Raw genomic sequence first — 16,509 nt, forward strand, 5'->3', positions numbered from 1 at the left:
AGTCTCCTGTTATGCGGGGAATGTCAGGCGGCAAGTTCGAGCATCAGGTCGAGCAGCACGTCGGCGCCGGCCTGGATGTCGCGGTCGTGGGTCAGTTCGGCGACGTTGTGCGACAGGCCGGCCACGCTTGGCACGAAGATCATGCCGGCCGGGCACATGCGGGCGAGTATCTGGGCGTCGTGCCCCGCGCCGCTCGGCATGCGCCGCACGCTGTGCCCGTGCCGGCGCGCGATGGCCTCGACGCGGTCGACCATGCCGGCATCGAACGCCACCGGCGCGAAGTCGGCGAGCGTGCGCTGGCTGAGGCGAACGCCCTCGGCCTTTGCCATCTCCTGCGCATAGGCCAGCGTGCGTTGCACCGCTTCCGCCAGCACAGCGCCATCGGTATTACGCAGGTCGACCGTGAACACCGCGCGGTTCGGGATCACGTTGACGAGGTTAGGGAAACACTGCACCTGCCCGACGGTCGCGAGCTGCGCGCCGCCCAGCTCGCGCGACAGGTCGCGCACGAAGCAGGCGACGCGCGCGGCGATGAGGCCGGCGTCGTGGCGCAGCCGCATCGGTGTCGTGCCGGCGTGGTTGGAGGTGCCCTCCACGGTGAATTCGCTCCAGTGGATGCCCTGCACGCCGGTGACCGCGCCAATGGCGATGTCCTCGTGCTCAAGCACCGGGCCCTGCTCGACATGCAGTTCGACGAAGGCATGCACGCGGTTGCGACCCACTGGCGCAGGGCCGGCATAGCCGATCCGCGCGAGGTTTTCTCCGACCGTGGTGCCGTCGATGCCGCGTGTATCCAGCGCCTGCTGCAACGGCAGGTCGCCCTGGAACACCAGGCTACCCATCATGTCCGGGGCAAAGCGCGCGCCTTCCTCGTTGGTGAAGAACGCAACGGCCAGTGGACGGCGCGTGACGATGCCGGCATCGTCCAGTGCGGCCATAGCTTCCAGGCCGGCAAGCACGCCGAGGTTGCCGTCATAGCGCCCGCCGGTGCGCACGGTGTCGATGTGCGAGCCGGTCATCACCGGCGGCAGGTCTTCGCGGCCGGCACGCACGCCGACCACGTTGCCGATACCGTCGATGCTGACCGCCAGCCCCAGTTGGCGCATCCACGACACCACCAGGTCGCGCCCGGCGCGGTCTTCGTCGGTCAGCGCTAGCCGGCAGACTCCGCCGCCTTCGATGGCGCCGACTTCGCCGAGCATGGCGATCCGGCGCAGCAGCCGAGGCAGGTCGATCCGCGCGGTTCGCTCAAGGTCGAGGGTCGTGGTCACGCTGCTTTCCTCACGGCTTCGGGCAGGCGGCCGACGATGCGCTGGTACAGCGCCACGTCGGTCGCGCCTTCGCTGCCGAACACCAGCACCCGGCTGGCCGCGGTCAAGCCGAGTTGTTCACGCGTGGCGGGATCGGCCATGGCGCCAAGGCATCCGGCCAGCCCCGCCACCGCCGATTCGCCGGCGACGATGGGGGCATCGCCATAAGGGCCGTCGGCCAGCAGGCGCACGCTTTCCAGCGCGGAGGCGTCGTCGATGGTCAGGAAGGCATGCGCGCCGGGATGCAGCACTTCCCACGCCAGCAGCGAGACTTCGCCGCAGGCGAGCCCGGCCATCACCGTGTCGAGGTCGCCATGGACCGCCACCGGCTTGCCGGCGCGCGCGCTTTCATAGAGGCAGGCGGCCTTGTCCGGCTCGACCACGATAAAGCGGGGGCGCTTGTCGCCGAGCACTTCCCAGAAGTGCGCGCAGACAGCGGCGGCAAGCCCGCCCACACCGCCCTGCAGGAACACGTGGGTGGGCAACTGGCCGTCAGGCAACTGGCGCAGCGCCTCGTCGGCCATCACCGCGTAGCCCTGCATCACGTCCTTGGGTACTTCCATATAGCCTTCATAGGAAGTGTCGGAGACCACGAAGCGCCCCAGCCGTGCCGCATCCTCGGCCGCCTGGCGCACCGAGTCGTCGTAGTTGCCGGCGGTGCGGACCACCTGCGCGCCATACTGTTCGATGGCGGCCTTGCGGCCCTCGCTGACCGTCGCATGGATATAGATCACGCACTGGCAGCCGAAGCGCTGCGCCCCCCAGGCCACGGAGCGGCCGTGGTTGCCGTCGGTGGCGCAGGTGACGGTGATGTCCTGCACCACGTCGGCATAGCGGCCCGACAGCAGGTCATGGACCGACACGTCGCTCACGCCCAGCCGGTTGCCGATCTCGCGCAGCAGCAGGCGACTGACCGCGTAGGCACCGCCCAGCGCCTTGAAGCTGCCCAGCCCGAAGCGGTCGCCTTCGTCCTTGTAGAGGATCTGCGCGACACCGGCGGCGCGCGCCAGGCCATCGAGGGCGACCAGCGGCGTCGGTGCGTAGCCCGGCCAGCGGCGGATCTGCGCGGCGGCGCGGACAAAGGCGTCGCCGCCGAGCACGGCTTGCTGGCGCTTGCCGTAGGGGGCGCCGGGCGTCGCGGCCGGGTTCAGCGCGCACTGCAGCTTCAGGTTGGGGAGCGGGTGGTTCAAGACAGTCTCCTGGGTTGGGATCTAGCGATGCAAGTCGCCGTAGTGGTCATGGAGCGACTCGATTTCCTCGAGCCGCTCGCGCGCCGCGTCGCCGAGGATCAGCGCGAGGCTTGTGCAAAGGTGGTTGATCAGGCTGACGGCCGCGACATAGGAGTCGAACACCGCGGCGCCGTGGTTGACGCAGCGAAGCACCACGTCGGAGCGTGCCGGCAGGTCGGTCGCGCTGGGGTCGGTCAGGATCACGACCTTGGCGCCCACGCGGTTGGCGTGCGCCACCATTGGCCACAGCAGCGTGACGCGGCGGCGGAAGTCCATCACCAGCAGCACATCGTCCGCGCCCAGATCGGCAAGGTCTTCGGCAAGGTTCAGGCCGGCGCCCGGCGCCAGCGTGACGCCCGGCCGCAACTGGGTCAGCAGCGCCCATGCGTACTGCGCCAGCACGCGGCCGTTGCGGAAGCCGGCGATAAAGACCCGGCCGGCGCCGGCCAACAGCGCGACGGCGCGCTTGACCTCGGCCGGGTGCAGTCGGTCGAAGGTCTGGGCGAGGTTCTGCAGGTCATTGGCGAGATGGCGGGCCAGCGGCGCCTGGTCGTCGGCAGGGGCTTGCACGCCGGCCAGCTCATACAGCGGCGATCCGCGGTCGGCCTCGTCGCGCAGCAGGGCGCGGACCTCATTGAAGTTCTCGTAGCCAAGGCGGCGGAAGAACCGGCCGGCGGTCGCCTTGGACACGCCGGCCTTTTGGGCCAGTTCGGTGGCCGAATAGGCGGCAAGGTTGCCGATGCACTCCAGGGTCACAGCGGCCAGGCGGCGCTCGCTTTCGGTGAGCTGGTCGTTCAGCGTGAGGATTTTTTCTTGCAACGATGAGGTCATGTTCGGGGCCGAATGAAACTTCGGTTTCAGAAATATAGGTTGATGAAACGAAAGTGTCAAACAATATCTTGAGTGAAACTTTGGTTTCACGCGGATTGTCGCGCACATGATGCACGCGGTCGATGCGTTTCACTTGGCTGAGTTCACCGCAACTCGTTATGAGCCTATTTGTCGTCTATACTTGACACATACGTTCGAAGGCCACCGCCATGATTCCTGCTCTCTTAGGTAACGCGATTCAACGCAAGCGGATTGCCCTAGGCTTGACCCAGCAGCAGCTGGCCGACATGGCCGGGCTGTCCCGCCAGTCGCTCAATGGGATCGAGCACGGCAGCGTGAACGCCACGCTTCAGACGCTGGGGCGACTGATGGACGTGCTCGGCCTGGCAATCGATATTAAGGATCCCGAGGAAAGCCGGCGGATGAGGGGGGCACCGACGCGCGCGCTGTGGATGGCCGCGAAGGGCGCTAACATCAGCTACACAGGCGAACTCACACCAACCGAACTCGAGCGCGCCCTCGCCACTGGGGAGGTGCCGGCAGAATATCGTCCCCAAGTCGCCCAAGTTTTGGATGAGGCGCCTCTGCAACTCGTCACCAAAGTAGTTGCGGAAGTAGCGGCGAAGCAGCATCGGAATCCGGCTGACATCTGGAAAAACCTTAGGCGGCTCGCGCAGTCCTTGATGGTGAGCCGCGGAGGCCTGTGGGCATGAAGGTAGAACTCCAAGGTGACATCTGGGAAAGCCTGTTCCCGCATGCTTTCACGTTGATGGAAGAGGTGAAAAAGCGCGGAGGCATCGAGCCGTTCTGGACCTTTGGGGGAGGGACGGTGCTGATGCTCCGGTACCGCCATCGCTTTTCCCGTGATATCGACCTTTTTGTACCGGATCCGCAATACCTAGGCTTTGTGACGCCGCGTTTGAGTGAGGCCGAAAGCATTACGAGCGACTACGTTGAGCAGGGGAATTTCGTCAAACTGGTCCTTGACGCAGGCGAAGTCGACATCGTTGCCTCGCCCAACCTGACCGATGAGCCATTCGAGATCTGGGAGATCATGGGGCGACCCGTCAAGGTCGAGACTGCGGCCGAGATCGTTGCCAAGAAACTGTACCATCGTGGCGACCGGGCTACTGCGCGGGATCTCTTTGACTTGGCAGTCGTAGTCGAGCAAGAACCCACAGCACTCGTGCGCGCTGCGCCATTTCTGCTTCGACACGCGTCCGCCTTCCTGAACCAAGTCCAGCCCGGCCCTCCGATCATGCGCGAGCAGTTCAGCAGGATCCAGCGCATTAGTTTCAACCGGAGTTTTGACGAGTGCGTTGCTCTAGTGGAGGATTTTCTCCATTCGGTGCTGAGCGCCGAAGGTGCTACACCGAGGGGCGCCGAACTGCGGCGTCCTTAGGATGCAAACCGCGATGCAGGTTAAAAGAGCCTTATAAGGCATTTTGCGCGTAATAAAGATTATGTAATATGGCCATCGAACTGATTGCCCCGGGCCTCACCGTCGCCCAGCTCGCCGACGCCCTGCAGCGCCTGGTCCAGGACGGCCACGGCGAGCGACCTGCTTATGCGCTCGCCGGCGGAGCGGCCGGGCCGGTGCGCAGTGTGGAGTTGGTGCTGGACTGGGATCCAACCGCCGGCAGCGTGGCGCTGCTGAACGTCGACGCCGACGAGAGCGTGCCACCGGATCTCCTTGCCATCGCACGCGAGGTAGAACGGCTGCTGACCGCCCAGCGCTGGCTGGCCAACGAACACGCCCCGGAAAGCCGGCTGCTGATGCTGGCGCGCGCGGCGCTGGACCGGCATGGCTAATAAGCCGCGGCACCGGCGATCGGCTGTTCTCCCGCATTAAAGCCAATTCCCTGTAAGGCCTCCATGCAACAGCCTCCGAAACCGCCGACCATTGCTCTGGACGCCTCTGCCCGGTGCGCCGGCTTTGACGCGGGCCACCGCGGCGCGCCGCTGTCGGGAGAAAGGCTGCGCGCGTGCGGCTGTCGCCGCGTCGCTGATTCCTCCTGCAGGCGCGGTGGCAACCGGTAGGTGCGCTTTCCGGTCACCCCCGAATGTGGGGCTGCAAGTGAGCGTTGCGCATGTAACGATTCCCAGCGACAGGTCTGCGAACTGCCTGTCAAATTTGGAGCCCTTGGCCGATAAGCTGAGGGCTTTTCTTTGTCGGACAGCGCCTGATACCACTGCCTGGTCACCAGGCACAGACTGGCTCCATCACTTCAGGAGACAGCCATGCCCGGACAGGACATCCACGTGGTCCCGGCCGACGACCGCTGGGCGGTTGAGACCGAGGGCGGCCACGCCCGCGAGACATTCGACACCCAGGACGAAGCGATTGCGGCAGGTAGGGAGCGCGCCCAGCAGAAGCAGGTCGAATTGTTCATCCACGGCCGTGACGGGCAGATTCGGGAGCGCAATTCGTTCGGCAACGATCCGCGCGACATCAAGGGATAGCACGAGCAGGAAAAGGACCGCGCCTGGTAGTCTTCCAGTGCGCTCCGTCACGCCCACATGACCACTAGGTAAAGTGGCCGTGTGCTCGCCGGCGGAGCAGGAACACCCGGAAAGGCGTCATGCGATGGCAACGACCCGCGTGAGACCCAGTACCAAGCGCCATGAGACGGCGCGATCGCCGGCGCTCGAGCGCTATGAAGGTAAGCGCGACTTCAGCATCACTCCTGAACCGATCGCAGAGCGACAGCGACGCAAGAAGCCAGCACGCCTGAGCTTCGTTATCCAGAAGCATTGGGCACGACGCCTGCACTACGACTTCCGGCTCGAGCTCGATGGAGTGCTGCTCAGCTGGGCGGTGCCGAAAGGCCCCAGCTATGATCCCGCAGAGAAGCGCATTGCCGTCCATGTCGAGGACCATCCGCTCGACTATGCCAGCTTCGAGGGCGAGATCCCGCCCAGGCAATACGGCGCTGGATCGGTGATCGTGTGGGATCGCGGTACCTGGGTGCCGGTTGGCGACCCACGCGAGGGCATGGCCGCCGGCAAACTTCTATTCGATCTCCACGGCGAAAAGCTCGCGGGCCGCTGGGAGTTGGTGCGCATCGCCAAGCCGGGCGACAAATCCGAGCAGTGGATACTGTTCAAAATGCGCGACGCGTGGGCACGCCCGTTGTCGGAGTTTGACATGCTGACCGCGCTGCCGGACAGTGTCATCGCCAAGCCGTTTGGCGCGCTCAATGCGGACGATGACGCCAACGAACCGGTCGCTGTCCCTGACGAGGATCCCGCCAGCGCAGTCAAGCGCGCGCCGCGCGCCCCACTGCCGGCCAAGCTCGAACCCCAGCTGGCCACGCTGTCGCCAACGCTTCCCACCGGCACCGACTGGATCATTGAAACCAAGTTCGACGGCTATCGCATCCTGGCGCGGATCGACGATGCCAAGGCAACGCTGTTCACCCGCAATGGCCACGACTGGACTCGCAAGCTGAGTTCGCTGGCTTCGGAGATCGAGAAGCTCGATATCTCGCAAGGGTGGCTGGATGGTGAGATCGTTGTGCTGCGCGATGGCATGCCGGATTTCAATGGGTTGCAGAACGCCATTGACGGCCATCACAACGACGCCATTGTCTATTTCGCATTCGACCTGCCCTATTGGGAGGGCCGCGACCTGCGCAGTCTGCCACTGGTGCATCGCAGGGCCAGGCTGGCCACGCTGGTTGCGGACCATTCGGAGCGCGTGCGCTTCAGCGAGGCTTTCGAAGCGCCACCCGTCGACATATTCCAGGCAGCGTGCAAGCTCGGCCTCGAAGGATTGATGTTCAAGCGCGCCGACGCCCCCTATGTCTCCGCCCGCACGTCGACTTGGCTGAAGGCGAAGTGCAAGCTGCGCCAAGAGTTCGTCATCGGTGGTTTCTCGGATCGCGAAGGTGCAGTAGCTGAGGCGGGGCGGCTGTATCTCGGCGTCTACGCCGATGGCGACTTGGTCTATACCGGCGGCGTCGGAACTGGCTGGGATAGCGCGACCGCGGCCGCGCTGCGCAAGCGCCTCACTTCGCTGGAAACTGGACATAGTCCCTTCTCGACCGAGGCGCGTGCCAGCGGGCGCTGGGGTGGCCGGCGGCCCGCTGCGGTGCAATGGGTTAAGCCGAAGCTGGTCGCGGAAGTCGAGTTTTCCGAGTGGACGCCGGACGGGCAAATCCGCCACGCGTCGTTCAAAGGCTTGCGCACCGACCATCCAGCCAAATCGATCCGGCGAGAAGCCGGTTAAGCTGAATTGTGCATCCGCCTCGTGGGAGACATTCAATGGCAGCCCGATCCCTCGCCTCCCTCTCGTTGTCGTTCGGCTTGGTGTCGATACCCGTCAAGCTCTATACCGCCACCGAGACCAGTTCAGCGATCCGATTCAACCTGTTGAGCAAGGAAGGCTCGCGCGTAAAGCAACAGTACATTTCCGAGCAGACCCAGCAGGTGGTCGAGCGGGCCGACATGATCAAGGGCTATGAGTTCGAGAAGGGCCGATTTGTCACGTTCTCGCCGGACGAGCTCAAGGCACTGGAAGAGAGCGCCAGCCACATGGTGGATATCGTCGCGTTTATTCCCGAGCGCAGCGTCGATCCGCTGTACTACGACAAGGCCTATTTCATCGCGCCGGACAAGCGCGGCGGCAAGCCCTACAGCTTGCTGCGCGAGGCCATGTCCCGCACCGGACGATGTGCCATTGCCAAATGGGCGTCCAAAGGCAAATCGCATATCGTGCAGATCCGCCCGATCGAAGGTGGGCTGGTGTTCCAGCAACTGTTGTTTGCCGATGAAGTCCGCAATATCGCGGAACTGAATATCGAGGAGGCAGCAGTTTCCGACGCCGAACTGAAGCTTGCAATCCAGCTCATCGAGCAGGCCTCGGAAGACGAATACGACCCGGCTCAGTACAAGGATGAAGAGAAAGCCCGGATTCTGGCCGCGATCGACGCCAAGATCGCCGGCAAGCATATCGTCGCGCCTGAACCGGTTGAAGCCGGCGCCGGTGGCCAGGTGATCGACCTGATGGATGCCCTGCGCGCCAGCCTTTCGAAGAAAGGTGCCCCGGCGGCAAAGGGCAAGGCGGCGGAGACGCCGCCTGCCCGCAAATCTGCCAAGCGCGGCGCGGCGCCAGCCGAGCCTACGCCGATCCGGCGCACCACGAAGAAGTCAGCGTGAGGCGCGGCGAAGGGGTAACCACGCGAGAACTGGAAGCGCGACTGGGGGTGTCGCGGCGCCTGGTGGCGGGCCTGGTGGCCGCAGGCCTCGTGACTCCCACCCGAGGCGGAAACGGCGAGTACTTTTTTTCCTTCCAGGACGCGGTGCTGATACGGACGGCCGGCTCTCTGCACCGCGCCCGGGTTGCGCCAGCGCAAATCCTGCGAGCGCTGCGTCACCTTGAACAGCTCAAGCCCGATCGGCATCTGGCCGCAGTCCGCATTGGGGCATGCGGTGGCAAGGTATCTGCCCGAGACCGCCATGGCGAATGGATTGTCGAATCTGGCCAGCGAATCATGGACTTCGACGTCCGGGAAGACGCGCCGGGCCGGGTTACCGAGTTCTCACAGCAGAAGCCGACTCAAGGCTCAGCGGATGAAGCCTTGGCGCAAGGCCGCGCGCTGGAACCTTTCGATGTCCAGCGCGCCGAGGCAGCGTACCTGCGAGCTGTTGCGCTTCATCCGGAAACGCTGGATGCCTATCTTAATCTAGGCTGCTTGCTCGCCGACCAGCACCGGCTTGACGAAGCGATCTCGCTCTATGAGACCGCACTAGCCTTGTTGCCTAACGAGCCGGAACTGCATTTCAATCTCGGCGTGGCGCTCGAGGATACCGGTGCCATCCAGGCCGCGCTGAGTGCCTATGAGCGCAGTATCGAACTGGCGCCGGGGGATGCCGACGCGCACTACAATGCCGCGCGCCTGCATCATGAACTCGGTCACATGCAAAAGGCGATTCGACACTTCAATCAGTATCGAAAGCTCGACACAGCGAGGTAAAACGCGAGAAGCCTATCTGGTAGCTACCAGATACCTAATTTGGTGGCAATCGCCGGAGCAGGTATTCGGCGCACTCGCTCCTTTCGCGAACTCCGGCATGCCGGCGAACGGCTTCACTTGCACATCGACCAGGCGGCGCCATGTCTCCAGTGAGGAGGACTGGACAGCCAGTGCCAGGTGGCTCTTGTGCTTGCGCGACGGATACCGAAATCCGACTGGCGCGGTGTCGCCGCGAAAGCCTGCAAGCAGTTCGAGCATTCGCAACCCGAACCACTGGCACCATGCATGCTCGCCGTGGATCTGGTCGTAGATGCCCAGCTTGCTGAGCACGGTCCCAGCAAGGTCCAGAACCTGGATGTCAGCCTTGAGCGTGAAGGTCGCGATCAGACCGCCTTCGGCAATGCCCGGCGGGATATAGAAGGTGCCGGGCTGCATCATGTCGTTGGTGCAGAATCCGGATTCCCACAACGCGGTAGTGAGATCCTGGGCTGCATACATCCAGTAGGTGGCAAAACGCCCGTCGGGGCCGGCGAACTCGGCAGGCGGGCCGAACCGGTAGGTGCGCTCAACGAACGGCGGAATGACTGCGGCCGGATGCCGGACTGCGCGAAACACTTGCGTGCCTGCGGGCAGGTCGACTGCGCCGCAGGCGAACGCCTGGCGCAGACGTTCTGTTGAAGGGAGGGTTACGGCGATAGGCTCAGGTGCTGCGAGGTTTGGCGTCGTCATCAGCTAATCAGATCCGAACTGCGTGAGGGCAGCCCGGCCAACAGCGCGATCACCCTCGCCTGCCGCTCGTTGGCGGGTTGGGCGAGGTGACTCAATTGCGCGGCAGTCAGCGTCGCGCGCGTCTCGAACGGCTTGCCAGCCAGCAACTCGGCCGGGGTCAGATCGTCGAACGCGTCGACCGGGGTTACCCAGAACGCATGGATTTCACTGCTCGGAAGCAATCGCATCTGCTGCAGAACGGGTGGCAGCAGTTCAGGCACCGGCGGCACAAACTGCCACGCAGGGAATGCCTTGCCAATGGCTCTCCCGCGCGGGGTGACGCAGTAAAAGCGCGCATCCTCCACGGCACGGTACAGCGTCGCCTGCGACATGGCCACCAGGCCCTGCGCAATCACTTCCGAGGGCTTCAGGTACGACACGGTCAGCCGGTCCTCGAGATCAACCGCGGCAGGTGCCTGGCCGGCGAGCGTGGCCGTCAGGCACTGGCGCACGATCGCCATCACGCGGGCGCGCTCGCCGGCGTCGATGGCATGTTCCAGTTGCTCGTCGATGTCGTGGACCAGTTTTTCCACCAGGGGAACGCCGCGCGCGGCGCCGGTCGAGAAGAAAACTTGCGGTGTCATAGCAAACTCCATCAGATGACGACGCTGGGCGGGGCAAAGGCCGGGTGGATTGCTGCTCCGCGCCCGGCCCGCTGACACGACAGCACGTCGGCCGCTACCTGCGATGGCGAGACATTGGCTAGGGCGCCGTGACGTAAAACCCGCATGCCCTTCCCTGCCAGGCTAATCAAGAACCTACGAAAGCCGCGCAGCAGGCGAGAAATCAGCGAATCGACCCGATGCTTAATGAACGTCTGGTCATTTTCCCTGACGTCCAGGATGCGCTGCAGGGCCGCCAAGTAGACTTGGCACTTTCGCGGGTCGAAAGGAACAAGGACTGGCGTCCTCTTGTCGTTGTCGCCAGAAGCCGACCTTACCTCAGCCCAGCGTTCCAGCCACTAGCCCATGGCTTCGAAGTCGGCCTTGAGCACGGGATTAGCGTTGTCGGTGAAATGCTTGACCTCGGCGAGCAGCACGGTTGCGCCGTCGTCGGTGGTCGGCTGCCAATCGGGCTGGGGATCGAGGCCGGAAGCCCGAGAGAAGTGAATGGCCACCAAAGGACTCCCTGTTTAGATGACTGCATTCTATGCAAGTTTCTCATGGCAACTATCAGGGACTTCACTTTTCATACCCATTGATGACCTTTCTTCTCAGAGAAATGTGTTGATTAAGCCATGCTAGGCCCGTATCGCTTCACTGTGCGTGGTCGCGGCTTGTGCCTCCCGCTCTGCAGCCAGCGAAGTTTTATTCTCCTCGATGGTTCGCCGCGTAGTGTGGGCGACGAGCGCCACGCTTTCTTGCGCGTCAGCGCGGTCGAGGCGCACGCCGCATAGCATTCCACTGCGTGGCAAGCTTGCCGGTGGCGGCTTATGGCCGGCTGGCAGATGGTCTGCACCGCCACGGCCGCGATGTCCTTCAACGCCTGTGGCAGGTCCGGATGGTCGTGAAGACTAAGAGTTGTTGCGCGTCGTTAGGGCACAGTAGTGGATGGGTGCCGGAAGCAAAGAAGAACCTCCAGAATGACGGCAGTGATGCTGCTCTACCCTGGTTCGCGTCGGCGTAATGATTGACACGGCCCGCTGTATGAGACCAAAGTCGCGCCGCGGCTTTGTCGCGCTACTAGCGAAATAGCCTCTCGCCCCATCGCACGGGCTCAGCCGTCCCGACGACAATTCGTAGGCCTTTGCGGGGAGTCTCGCCGGGCGAGCGTGATGTCGGTGTAAGTCGCTTCAAAAGACATATCGCTTACACTCAAAAAAGAAAAACCCCTGCACGCAGGGGGGTCGTAATCGATGCTGCACGACGTGCGAAGCCAGTCTTACCCCTCTTCTTGAATCAAGTACCGATTAGGGTTTTTCCCCAGCCAGGCTGGTTTCCGGCCACGGCCAGACCAAGTATTGCCGGTTTTCGGATCCCGGTACTTCGGGGGCAGCGCCGCTTTCGCTTTGCCTGCGCCACTTCCAGCAGGACGACCGCGACGGCGCTTGGTAATGTCATCGACAGTCAGCCCGTACTCCGCCATCAGGTTCTGAATCTGTTCGATGACCGATGAAACTTCATTGGCACGTACCTCTTCCAGATGAGCTTCGAGAGCTGCCTTCTGAGCAATCAGTTCTTTGTAAGTTGCCATTTGCTGTTTTCCTTTCCGCTCGTGGATGAACATGGGAGGTAGTTTATAGCTGATTTTGCTTTTGGCACACAATAACTTCTACCATCTCGGCACATGAACATTGAGAACGCGCGCAGAATGACTTAGCGACAAAGGACAGCACCGGTCTGCGGCTCCATACGACGATCAGTGCGCTCCGCGTTAAGAGCTATAGGAGGGGACGCGGACAATGGACACACGATGCGCATGCTTTCCCCCCAGTGAACCCGTACGAATTGGCTCAAGGATTCATGCCCGAAATACGTTCGGCAGTTCGACAGCAATCAATTTTTGATGAGCGCGGTCGATGACGCCCTGGTTTGGACGTACAGCCTCCCTGAATGATGCTGGTCAGAGCTTCGCAGAAACGGGTACGCAGCTGCTATCGAAAGCGATTCGAGACGTCCCGGGGGGTTGCATGGCAAAGGGGATTGGTGGGCCTCCCGTGAGTCGAACACGGCACCAACGGGTTATGAGCCCGCTGCTCTAACCAGGCATGAGCTAGAGGCCCAATCAAACTGGAACTGGGTGACGCTTCAGCGTCGCGCTTGCAGTCTTCGGCCCGTAGAGCCAAATGGGGGCGCAGCAATGCCGCCCCATCTCGAATCAATCAACCGGTTCGCAGCGTTGCCTCCCGGTCGATCCGGAGATCATGCCGAGACTTCAGGCGACGCTGCAGCCGGAACCGCTTTCTTCGCCGAGGCCCGCGGCTTCGTCACCGCCTTCACGGCACGCTTCTTCGGCGCATTCTTGGCCTCGACCTTGCCAGTCCCGGTCTGCTTCCGCGTTGCCTTCGTGGGGGCTGCCTTCTTTGCGGTCGCCTTCTTGGCGGCTACTGCCTTGGCCTTTTTTGCTACGAGTTTGTCCTTCGCCGCTTGCTTTTCAAAACGGGCGGCCGACTTTGCCGCTTCCACGGCTTGGGCGACCTCCCGCTTTGCCGCCTCGATGGCCTTCTTCGTGTCGGCGCGCAGCTTCAGCAAGCGCTTTTTCGCTGCCTGGGCTTCACGGGCAAGCACACTGGCTTTTTTCGTTGGCACTGCCGCCTTCTTTGCAGCAGGCTTGCTTTTTGCCGCTGCACTGATCCGAGTCGTTGATTTAGCTTTTGCGACCATGTCGGTTATTCTTTGAGTGGAAAGCGCGGAGTATAACCGCAGGAGTGGTCTGACTAATAGTGGCTGTCGCTATCTCTATGGCCCGTCTAACCACCGCAAGCCGCGCCTTCCGGATGCTGCAGCGCGCCTCACGAGTATGTGGTAGGTTAGCCCAAAACAACAAAAATTCATTTTGAATGCTACGAGTCCTCGCTGCTTCGCTCCTTCTGGTAATGACCACACCCTCCTATGCAACGAAATGCCGGAACGGCAAGAGCATTCTGTACACCCAAGATCGGTACTGCCCTGCAGGGTACATCGATATCACTGGGGCTTCGGGAGGGACCGTTTCGATCGTTGGAAGAAGCGCCCATGTCAAGGAACAGGAGAACGAATTACTTCAGCGTCGCGCAACCGAAAACGGCCCGTATCAAATGCAGATGGCGCAGGCACAGGTCGCAGAAGAACAACAGCAGGCACACAATTCGGCTCTATGCACTTCGCTGGCGAGCCAGGCCAAATCTCTCGAAGCTGCCATGCGGCAACCGAACGGTCCCCAATGGCTCGACAATTTGAAGCAGCAACATCGCAACGTCCGCGACCAGCAGTATCGGAACAAGTGTTAGCGCTGGACAACGCCACAGGCAGAGCAGCGCCCTGAGTTGAGTATCATTCCTGCTGGTTAAGCACAATTTATCAACGGAGAAGGAGAAGAGGATGGACAGCTGTAGCGTGGGAGTCGCCGCACAAATCAACGGTAAAGAGCAGCCAAATCAGCTCTATGTTCACGGTTCGGTGCTGGTCTACAGCGCCATTGACGAGGTAGCTGTACTGGAGGCAGTGCCGCAGGGAATCAATCCAAAGATCCTTTTGCTCGATGTTTCAGTGAAGCGTGCCGCCGGGCCGATGAAAGGGACGTGCCGCCCGTTCCTTTTCACCAAGGATGTGGAAGGCCGTCAGTATGACCAAGTGACGGTCCGATTCGAGGATGGCACGACGTCGACTGCAGTGGTGTCATTCCTAGGCTAAGTTGATGCCTCTCTCCAGCGAGGGGAGCGCAGCCGCCGCCTTGGATACTGAGCCGCCTACCGGGCGGCTAGTTATTTGAGCGATCAGCGGCTGATTGCCCGCCTGACCGGCAAGTGCTTTATCTCCGCGTCTCGTACGCCGGCTCTCGCGCTTCAAGGCCCCGTGCTGTGGCGAACCAATGGTCACGGGGATGGCAGAAGCGCGACGGAAGTACCCGGCAACCAGAAGTGGAGGGCCGGAGGCGCCGACTTTTGCAGGACTTCGGCGTTGGAAAATTCCATGATCAGACCGAAATGGGTGCTAACCGCGTCGGGCCGCGACAGGCGATGTGAGCGGGGTTTGCGCTACGCCGTCTGCTCAGAGGGACTGCTGACTGACAGCTACACGCCTATCTATCCCCCCGACCCTCCTGCACACAGACCTGCTATACTTGTACAAGTTATAGTACCAGTCATCCAAGGAGTGCGTTATGCGTACCATCCATTTCTCCGACGCCCGCAGCAATCTAAAGGCCGTCATGGACCAAGCCATTGATGACCACGACGCGGTGCTCATCACGCGCCGTGACGCGCCCAATGTGGTCATCATGTCGCAGGAGCAGTACGACAGTTGGATGGAAACAATGCACTTGCTCAGCTCGCCGGCTAACGCAGCGCGCCTGCTGCGGTCGATACAGCAGCACCGCGCTGGCATGGCCGAGAAGCACGACCTGATCGAGCCGGACGCTGAATGAGGCGCCAGCTGACCTTTATGGCCGATGCTTGCGAAGACTATGTCTATTGGCAGGGCCAAGACAAGAAAACGCTCAAGCGCATCAATGCCCTAATCCAGGACGCCCAACGCGAACCGTTCGACGGCCTCGGCAAGCCCGAGCCGCTGAAAGGCAACCTGTCGGGCTACTGGTCGCGGCGCATCGACGACAGCAACCGCCTAGTGTATTTTGCCAACGACGATGAACTGACCATCATCGCTTGTCGGCTTCACTATGGCGACAAGTAAGCGCTATAACCGCCTGAGGCACCTGCTAGGATTCAGACTCACTCCCGTCTCCTCCTTTTCACCGAAGGGATTCCAGCCCGCGCTCGCAGCGGGCTTTTCTTTGTTCACTGGGTGCTTTAGGTCTTCGCCCAACCACCGGCATGTGGTGGCATCTGTACGGGCGGGGGAATTGCTGCTATTGCCTGTAGGGAAGCTACCGGCGTTACACCAGCAGAGGCTGAACGTCCAGCAGCAGATTCGCCGAATTCAGGATTTCCGACAACGGGCACGCGGCCGCGTGTCCGCCTCTACAGCGAAATTGTGCTCCCTCTGCAGACGATCATGCATCGTCTCACAGTGAATCAACATCAATGTCGCGGGTTCCGCATCCGTACCGGCTACATCAGCCTCTGCCTCGCTGCGCAGATATACTTGTCGGGAGACAATGGCCGCGATCACAATGATAGCGCCGACGAAGAAGGCCCGGGCCAGGAATTGAAGGTGTCGCGCCATGGGAATTGCCGGATAGCAGGAGTAGTTGGCTGGCGAGACTACACCAGGATGCCGCAGAGTGATGCTACGCCGTTGCAGGATTGACAGCGCCGCGGTTTCGCCATAGCGAGGCGGGACCGCGTCGCTTGTGACACCACACCGGGCCTGATGAGATGCCAAAGACGATTGCGCCCCTACCACGCGGCCATTACTGGGCCACGCCGCACGCGCCCTTTCCGCTGGACGGCCCGAACGGCCATGCCGAAGTCTTCCCTGGCGCCGACTGCGTCAGCGACGGCAAATGGGTCGCCTTCTATAAGCATGGTGAAGAGGTTTGGGCGTGCAATGCCATGTACGCCGCGGCCCATTTCGACTTTGCTCCTGCCTCCAGCGTCCTCCCGCCGACGGTGAAGTGAGCCACTAGCTGCCAGCGCAGCCAACTGGCCTATCAATCAAATATAACGCCCTAGGAGCCGGCAAAATTTCGCCTTACATACGTTATGCTCACACGAGCAATTCAGATAGCCTGTGCCCAAGGCTCGGCCAGAGCCCGTGAAACTGAGGCCGTGGAGATCATCGGCAAGCTTCCGGC

Annotated in this window: 20 protein-coding genes, 1 tRNA gene and 1 pseudogene; 12 read left to right on the plus strand and 10 right to left on the minus strand. The window is 62.2% G+C overall.

Features of this window, described 5'->3' with window-relative positions; translation table 11 throughout:
- Window positions 1–23: 23 nt before the first annotated feature.
- From ACOCMH_RS14600 to ACOCMH_RS14610, 3 genes are read right to left on the minus strand one after another with little or no spacing between them, the layout of a single operon-like run.
- Window positions 24–1,271, minus strand: a complete 1,248-nt coding sequence (locus tag ACOCMH_RS14600) for a M20 family metallo-hydrolase (protein WP_427309035.1) — start codon at window positions 1,269–1,271, stop codon at window positions 24–26.
- Entirely contained in the window at window positions 1,268–2,500 is a 1,233-nt protein-coding gene (locus tag ACOCMH_RS14605) for a diaminopropionate ammonia-lyase (RefSeq protein ID WP_427309037.1), read from the minus strand. The genes ACOCMH_RS14600 and ACOCMH_RS14605 overlap by 4 nt, the downstream gene beginning before the upstream one ends.
- Before the next feature lie 21 nt (window positions 2,501–2,521).
- Entirely contained in the window at window positions 2,522–3,358 is an 837-nt protein-coding gene (locus ACOCMH_RS14610; RefSeq protein ID WP_427309038.1) for a MurR/RpiR family transcriptional regulator, read from the minus strand.
- 221 nt (window positions 3,359–3,579) lie between these two features.
- Here ACOCMH_RS14610 and ACOCMH_RS14615 point away from each other — a divergent pair, with 221 nt between their 5' ends.
- The 7 genes and pseudogenes from ACOCMH_RS14615 (at window position 3,580) to ACOCMH_RS14645 (ending at window position 9,348) form a co-directional block, all read left to right on the plus strand.
- A complete protein-coding gene (locus tag ACOCMH_RS14615; protein ID WP_427309040.1) occupies window positions 3,580–4,083 on the plus strand; it encodes a helix-turn-helix transcriptional regulator in 504 nt (167 codons plus the stop codon).
- Window positions 4,080–4,772 carry a nucleotidyl transferase AbiEii/AbiGii toxin family protein gene (locus ACOCMH_RS14620; RefSeq protein WP_427309042.1) on the plus strand — a complete coding sequence of 231 codons (693 nt, stop codon included), beginning with the start codon at window positions 4,080–4,082 and terminating at the stop codon, window positions 4,770–4,772. The genes ACOCMH_RS14615 and ACOCMH_RS14620 overlap by 4 nt, the downstream gene beginning before the upstream one ends.
- A 68-nt stretch (window positions 4,773–4,840) precedes the next feature.
- Complete coding sequence (locus tag ACOCMH_RS14625) at window positions 4,841–5,182, plus strand: hypothetical protein (protein WP_427309046.1); 342 nt, start codon at window positions 4,841–4,843, stop codon at window positions 5,180–5,182.
- A 429-nt stretch (window positions 5,183–5,611) separates the two neighbouring features.
- A complete protein-coding gene (locus ACOCMH_RS14630; protein ID WP_029050178.1) occupies window positions 5,612–5,833 on the plus strand; it encodes a DUF2188 domain-containing protein in 222 nt (73 codons plus the stop codon).
- A 124-nt stretch (window positions 5,834–5,957) separates the two neighbouring features.
- Window positions 5,958–7,595, plus strand: a pseudogene (ligD, locus tag ACOCMH_RS14635) (non-homologous end-joining DNA ligase); the annotation flags it as partial.
- A 41-nt stretch (window positions 7,596–7,636) separates the two neighbouring features.
- Window positions 7,637–8,530 (plus strand): Ku protein, encoded by an 894-nt coding sequence (locus tag ACOCMH_RS14640; RefSeq protein ID WP_116343047.1) that lies wholly within the window; start codon window positions 7,637–7,639, stop codon window positions 8,528–8,530.
- Window positions 8,527–9,348 carry a tetratricopeptide repeat protein gene (locus tag ACOCMH_RS14645; RefSeq protein ID WP_427309048.1) on the plus strand — a complete coding sequence of 274 codons (822 nt, stop codon included), beginning with the start codon at window positions 8,527–8,529 and terminating at the stop codon, window positions 9,346–9,348. The genes ACOCMH_RS14640 and ACOCMH_RS14645 overlap by 4 nt, the downstream gene beginning before the upstream one ends.
- Before the next feature lie 12 nt (window positions 9,349–9,360).
- Here the strand turns inward: ACOCMH_RS14645 and ACOCMH_RS14650 are convergent, their stop codons facing one another.
- The 7 genes from ACOCMH_RS14650 to ACOCMH_RS14680 form a co-directional block, all read right to left on the minus strand.
- A complete protein-coding gene (locus ACOCMH_RS14650; RefSeq protein ID WP_427309050.1) occupies window positions 9,361–10,077 on the minus strand; it encodes an RES family NAD+ phosphorylase in 717 nt (238 codons plus the stop codon).
- Complete coding sequence (locus tag ACOCMH_RS14655; RefSeq protein ID WP_427309052.1) at window positions 10,077–10,700, minus strand: hypothetical protein; 624 nt, start codon at window positions 10,698–10,700, stop codon at window positions 10,077–10,079. The genes ACOCMH_RS14650 and ACOCMH_RS14655 overlap by 1 nt, the downstream gene beginning before the upstream one ends.
- A gap of 11 nt (window positions 10,701–10,711) precedes the next feature.
- Window positions 10,712–10,978 (minus strand): hypothetical protein, encoded by a 267-nt coding sequence (locus tag ACOCMH_RS14660; RefSeq protein WP_427309053.1) that lies wholly within the window; start codon window positions 10,976–10,978, stop codon window positions 10,712–10,714.
- Window positions 10,979–11,077: 99 nt separating this feature from the next.
- Window positions 11,078–11,233, minus strand: coding sequence for a hypothetical protein (locus ACOCMH_RS14665; RefSeq protein ID WP_427309055.1), 156 nt, complete (start codon window positions 11,231–11,233; stop codon window positions 11,078–11,080).
- A gap of 764 nt (window positions 11,234–11,997) precedes the next feature.
- Complete coding sequence (locus ACOCMH_RS14670) at window positions 11,998–12,309, minus strand: H-NS family nucleoid-associated regulatory protein (protein ID WP_427309225.1); 312 nt, start codon at window positions 12,307–12,309, stop codon at window positions 11,998–12,000.
- Window positions 12,310–12,759: 450 nt separating this feature from the next.
- A tRNA-Ile gene (locus ACOCMH_RS14675) sits at window positions 12,760–12,838 on the minus strand.
- A gap of 139 nt (window positions 12,839–12,977) precedes the next feature.
- Window positions 12,978–13,439: a fumarate hydratase gene (locus ACOCMH_RS14680; protein WP_427309056.1), complete on the minus strand. Its 462-nt coding sequence runs from the start codon at window positions 13,437–13,439 to the stop codon at window positions 12,978–12,980.
- A gap of 212 nt (window positions 13,440–13,651) precedes the next feature.
- Between ACOCMH_RS14680 and ACOCMH_RS14685 the strand changes: the two genes are divergently transcribed.
- From ACOCMH_RS14685 to ACOCMH_RS14705, 5 genes are all read left to right on the plus strand, one after another.
- Complete coding sequence (locus ACOCMH_RS14685) at window positions 13,652–14,044, plus strand: hypothetical protein (protein WP_427309057.1); 393 nt, start codon at window positions 13,652–13,654, stop codon at window positions 14,042–14,044.
- Between the two features lie 91 nt (window positions 14,045–14,135).
- Window positions 14,136–14,447: a hypothetical protein gene (locus tag ACOCMH_RS14690; protein ID WP_427308957.1), complete on the plus strand. Its 312-nt coding sequence runs from the start codon at window positions 14,136–14,138 to the stop codon at window positions 14,445–14,447.
- A gap of 469 nt (window positions 14,448–14,916) precedes the next feature.
- Entirely contained in the window at window positions 14,917–15,180 is a 264-nt protein-coding gene (locus tag ACOCMH_RS14695; protein ID WP_427309059.1) for a type II toxin-antitoxin system Phd/YefM family antitoxin, read from the plus strand.
- On the plus strand, window positions 15,177–15,446 hold the full coding sequence (locus tag ACOCMH_RS14700) for a Txe/YoeB family addiction module toxin (RefSeq protein WP_427309061.1): 270 nt from the start codon (window positions 15,177–15,179) through the stop codon (window positions 15,444–15,446). Before ACOCMH_RS14695 ends, ACOCMH_RS14700 begins: the two co-directional genes overlap by 4 nt.
- Before the next feature lie 644 nt (window positions 15,447–16,090).
- Complete coding sequence (locus ACOCMH_RS14705; RefSeq protein ID WP_427309063.1) at window positions 16,091–16,333, plus strand: hypothetical protein; 243 nt, start codon at window positions 16,091–16,093, stop codon at window positions 16,331–16,333.
- Window positions 16,334–16,509: the final 176 nt, after the last annotated feature.

Source organism: Cupriavidus sp. H39 (assembly GCF_050271075.1).
In the GTDB taxonomy this organism is placed as follows: domain Bacteria; phylum Pseudomonadota; class Gammaproteobacteria; order Burkholderiales; family Burkholderiaceae; genus Cupriavidus; species Cupriavidus necator_B.

Excerpts from the sequence above, each read along its gene's own strand:
- ACOCMH_RS14615 (WP_427309040.1), top strand. The coding sequence starts at position 3,580 with ATGATTCCTGCTCTCTTAGGTAACGCGATTCAACGCAAGCGGATTGCC.
- ACOCMH_RS14655 (WP_427309052.1), bottom strand. The coding sequence starts at position 10,700 with ATGACACCGCAAGTTTTCTTCTCGACCGGCGCCGCGCGCGGCGTTCCC.
- ACOCMH_RS14690 (WP_427308957.1), top strand. The coding sequence starts at position 14,136 with ATGGACAGCTGTAGCGTGGGAGTCGCCGCACAAATCAACGGTAAAGAG.
- ACOCMH_RS14680 (WP_427309056.1), bottom strand. The coding sequence starts at position 13,439 with ATGGTCGCAAAAGCTAAATCAACGACTCGGATCAGTGCAGCGGCAAAA.
- ACOCMH_RS14640 (WP_116343047.1), top strand. The coding sequence starts at position 7,637 with ATGGCAGCCCGATCCCTCGCCTCCCTCTCGTTGTCGTTCGGCTTGGTG.
- ACOCMH_RS14620 (WP_427309042.1), top strand. The coding sequence starts at position 4,080 with ATGAAGGTAGAACTCCAAGGTGACATCTGGGAAAGCCTGTTCCCGCAT.
- ACOCMH_RS14700 (WP_427309061.1), top strand. The coding sequence starts at position 15,177 with ATGAGGCGCCAGCTGACCTTTATGGCCGATGCTTGCGAAGACTATGTC.
- ACOCMH_RS14650 (WP_427309050.1), bottom strand. The coding sequence starts at position 10,077 with ATGACGACGCCAAACCTCGCAGCACCTGAGCCTATCGCCGTAACCCTC.
- ACOCMH_RS14705 (WP_427309063.1), top strand. The coding sequence starts at position 16,091 with ATGCCAAAGACGATTGCGCCCCTACCACGCGGCCATTACTGGGCCACG.
- ACOCMH_RS14625 (WP_427309046.1), top strand. The coding sequence starts at position 4,841 with ATGGCCATCGAACTGATTGCCCCGGGCCTCACCGTCGCCCAGCTCGCC.
- ACOCMH_RS14670 (WP_427309225.1), bottom strand. The coding sequence starts at position 12,309 with ATGGCAACTTACAAAGAACTGATTGCTCAGAAGGCAGCTCTCGAAGCT.
- ACOCMH_RS14695 (WP_427309059.1), top strand. The coding sequence starts at position 14,917 with ATGCGTACCATCCATTTCTCCGACGCCCGCAGCAATCTAAAGGCCGTC.
- ACOCMH_RS14685 (WP_427309057.1), top strand. The coding sequence starts at position 13,652 with ATGACCACACCCTCCTATGCAACGAAATGCCGGAACGGCAAGAGCATT.
- ACOCMH_RS14630 (WP_029050178.1), top strand. The coding sequence starts at position 5,612 with ATGCCCGGACAGGACATCCACGTGGTCCCGGCCGACGACCGCTGGGCG.